This is a genomic window from Niveispirillum irakense DSM 11586, from assembly GCF_000429645.1.
GTDB lineage: Bacteria > Pseudomonadota > Alphaproteobacteria > Azospirillales > Azospirillaceae > Niveispirillum > Niveispirillum irakense.
Map to the genome: position 1 here is coordinate 1 of NZ_KE386937.1, position 3447 is coordinate 3447.

5 protein-coding genes are annotated in these 3447 nt (G+C 64.7%); 1 reads left to right on the forward strand and 4 read right to left on the reverse strand.

The annotated features are described in order from the left end of the window. Positions 1 to 294 (forward strand): integrase core domain-containing protein (locus tag G473_RS0124120; RefSeq protein ID WP_029015208.1); only part of this gene is annotated, 294 nt, incomplete at its 5' end. 451 nt (positions 295 to 745) lie between these two features. On the opposite strand, the gene G473_RS0124125 is transcribed toward G473_RS0124120, so the two are convergent. From G473_RS0124125 to G473_RS30705, 4 genes are all read right to left on the reverse strand, one after another. Next, positions 746 to 1069: an Rpn family recombination-promoting nuclease/putative transposase gene (locus G473_RS0124125; RefSeq protein WP_029015209.1), complete on the reverse strand. Its 324-nt coding sequence runs from the start codon at positions 1067 to 1069 to the stop codon at positions 746 to 748. A 45-nt stretch (positions 1070 to 1114) separates the two neighbouring features. Continuing rightward, a complete protein-coding gene (locus G473_RS30110) occupies positions 1115 to 2593 on the reverse strand; it encodes a DUF7168 domain-containing protein (protein WP_154667576.1) in 1479 nt (492 codons plus the stop codon). Beyond that, positions 2506 to 2892, reverse strand: a complete 387-nt coding sequence (locus G473_RS0124135; protein ID WP_154667577.1) for a hypothetical protein — start codon at positions 2890 to 2892, stop codon at positions 2506 to 2508. The genes G473_RS30110 and G473_RS0124135 overlap by 88 nt, the downstream gene beginning before the upstream one ends. 319 nt (positions 2893 to 3211) lie before the next feature. Beyond that, positions 3212 to 3447: hypothetical protein (locus G473_RS30705; RefSeq protein ID WP_035709408.1), on the reverse strand; the 236-nt coding region annotated here is incomplete at its 5' end.

The window sequence follows — 3447 nt, forward strand, 5'->3', positions numbered from 1 at the left end:
CTATCCATCCGATACACCGAGCGGCTGGGCTTGGCTGGCATCGAACCGTCGGTCGGCAGTGTCGGTGATTCATACGACAATGCCTTGGCCGAAACCGTCAATGGCCTCTACAAAACTGAGGTGATCCACAGGCGCGGACCTTGGAAATCCTTTGAAGCTGTGGAATACGCAACCCTCGAATGGGTCGACTGGTTCAACAACCGCCGCCTGCTCGAGCCCATCGGAAATATCCCGCCCGCCGAGGCGGAACAACGCTATCATGATGCTGTGAGCACTCAGCAAATGGCTGCATGACTCACGAACTTTGGCCGCCGACAATCCCGGCGCGGTTCAATGTGAGCGGCCCGGGTCCTGGTCTCTATCTGGTAGATGGCAGGGGGGATGAAACCGGGATCAAAACTTCTCTGAATTCTTACTCAGCATGATCAATGTGTTGCAGCCGGAATCCCCCCCCCTCGCTCTTCCAATCGCGGGATCTCGAAGACCGCTCAAAATGCGACCCTATGCCTCCCTCAGCCCCGATTGCGATCAACGCGGCAAACTGCCCGCGAACAAATCGTCCAGTTTTTCAGCCTTGAGAATGCGCTCGCTCCACGCATTGCGCGTCGGGAAGACGGCCCAGATCGACGAGGCTGTAGTGGAAATCCAGTAAGTGGGGGGGGCCGGATCGCCGCGTCGGTATCTGTCGCCTCGGCCAGCGACAGCGGCACGGTCCATTACGTCGCACCGTTATAGACCACCATTGTCACCAATGCCGGGAGCGGGCGCGACGAGCCGTCCGGATTCCGCCCCTCCGTTCGACCTCAGTGTTCCAGGATCTGATGCTGATAGCCGAGTGAAGCGCGATGTGCGGCTCCGGCTTCGACTTGTGCTCGATCAGCGCGAAATCGGTAACCGGGCGACCGGTGACGGTCTTGGTTTTGTACAGCCGATCGATGCGGTAAGCGCGCAGCCGCTGCGACACGAAGCTTCCCGGCAGCCGTTCGCGCAACAGGGTTCCCGCCCTGCCCGGTTTATCGGGCAGGGTCTGGAAGAACTGGTCGTGGCGCTGGATGGGGCGGGAGGGCATGTCGCGGTCGGGGGGCGGTGGAAATGCTGCCGTGAGGCCAGGTGGTCATTCGCCTGATGTTGATGCGCCGCCGCCGATCCTCGGCTCGAGTTCGAACGCCTGACCGGCGGCACGGCCGGCATGGTAGGCGTCCTTCAGGACGCTTCTTCCCGTCTGAACCGCTTTCTCGGTGAAGCGCATGCCGAGACGGGCCAATTCCTGTTCCACGATGTCGGCCTTCAGCGGCACCAGATCGCGCCCCGTGCTCTTCAGCGTGGCCCGGCTGCGCTGGCGCTTCAGGTCGGTGAGTTTGCCGGCGATCTCGTGGACCATCCCCGCCTGGAACGACCGCGTCGCGCTGGCCTTCTGATTGGAAGGATGGTCGGCGTAGAGTGGCCCTGCCTTGAACGCCGCCGTCTCGACCATGATCGCTGCGCCGATCAGGTCATGCAGACACCGCGCCGCCGTCACGTCGGCCGGCAGGCCGAAAAGCACAAACCGCAGGTCGCCATCCCTTCCCGTCTCGATCCAGTAGCGGCAATCGCAGAAGCGGGCGACGACCGGCATGGCGTCGTCGATCGGTGCCCGGCGCTTGCGACCGGTCTCGATGGCCGTCCCCTCGCAGGTCTGCTGGCGCATTTCCAGTTCGGACAGGGACAGGCCGTGGCGGTCGAGAAGTTCGGCAACCTTGGCAGCGGCGGCCAACGCCTCCTCCTCGGTGCAGCCCTGTTCGACCGTCTTGGCCTGCAGCGCCTGGATGCGCGCGCGAAGCCGGTCGAGTTCGGCGCCCGCCTCGTCTGTGGCCTTGCGGCCCGAGGCCGGTCGGGCGCGACGATTGAGTTCATCGAACAGGTCACGGTAGAATGCCGGGATCTCACCGGTGCGGATGGCGCGGTCGATCTCCGCTTCGAACGCTTTCAAGGTCTCGCCGGCGGCAGCATTGCCGACCGCCGCGCGGCGGTGCAGCGTTTCCATCTGCAAGACCGCGATCCGCTCATAGGCGGCGGCGAGCCGTCCGTTCCCTCCCTCACGGGCGACGCGCAGATACTGGATGACGGTGATCAGGTCGTCGACACTCGTGCGACCGCGAATGACGTTCTCCTGCTCGGGCGACGGATCGCCCGACGCCCAGGCCGCCGCGATTTCATGGAACACATCGTCCGGGGCCGCCACGTCCTCGTGGTCATCACCGCTTCCGAAGACACCCGGCAGCACCAGCCGCAACTCGGCAATCGCGTCGCGGTACAGCGCCTCGGCGCAGCGGGCGGGATTGGCGAGCGCGCGGCCATCGCGCGACAGCCAGGGCCGGATCGTCGTCAGGGCATCATTGTCAAGCAGGGCGGCAGCGCTGATCAGCACGTGAAAATCGTCCAATTTCACCAGACGCCCGGCAAGACGCGCGCCCGGTGCCGCGATCGGTTCCAGCCCGAAGGTGACCAGCGTGAACGCCTCCCCCGTCAACAGGTCGCGCGCCGGATGGCGCCCGGCGTTGGCGGCGGCGGTGATCGTGAACAGGGTAAAGCGATGGCCGGCCAGGGCCGCCACCACCGTTTGGCGCGATCCGGCCGGGGCATGGCCTGCTTGACGTGGCGTTCGACAGCCGTCGACCGACCCGGCGGCGCGGTGAACAGGGCCAGATCGGCGACAAGCGCCAGGACGGCGGCGTCGAATCCGGGCGACACCATCAGCGTTTCGACTCCGCGCGGCATCAGCCTGGCACCGACCTCCTCCAGCCGCCGCTGCGAACTTTTCTCGGCGACCGCCTGCATCTCCGCCATCAGGGCATCAAGCAAGCCTTCCAGAGCCCCCGTGCCGTTCCGCCCCCGGTTTCTCTCTCGTCCCATCTCAAACCTCTGTCATTCGGGGGCTGCATCGGCGACTGTGGCGTCGCTTCGCCTCGTTCTTCCGATCAACACCCGACTTTCCGTATCGCGCCATCACCATTTACCGCCGCAGTCGCGTCAAGCGGAATCCATTTCGCATTGGCGACAGGGGCCGCCCCGGCGCGCCGCGCGCGGCCCATCCAAACAATCGCTGGAATAAGGCGTACCCGTGCTGGCGAAGTTCGACCACCGACCGAACTGCGAACAGTTACCGCAATAGAATCAGCCAATTGCCGTTGTGGCATCGCCACCATCATCAGTACCGCTGAACCCTCATGAATTATCTGGATTGAGGGATCATCGGCGGCACCCCCGGCACATCGGTGCAGAGATCGCTGTTGATGAGCCCCTGCTGCTCCAGCGCCTCCCGCAGTGCCGGGAAAGCGTTCAATTCCGCCGGTCCGAGGCTGCGCGACCAAGGGCGGGGGAGGAGGAAGCGGGTGCAGGTGTCCCGAACCAGACGGTTCAGGGGTTGGGTCAGGCGGGTAACGTCCCAAATCCGGGCGGTCTGGTCAT

Bases quoted from the DNA above. Each gene is read 5' to 3' on its own strand.
- G473_RS0124135 (WP_154667577.1), bottom strand. From the start codon at position 2,892: ATGGGACGAGAGAGAAACCGGGGGCGGAACGGCACGGGGGCTCTGGAA.
- G473_RS0124125 (WP_029015209.1), bottom strand. From the start codon at position 1,069: ATGCCCTCCCGCCCCATCCAGCGCCACGACCAGTTCTTCCAGACCCTG.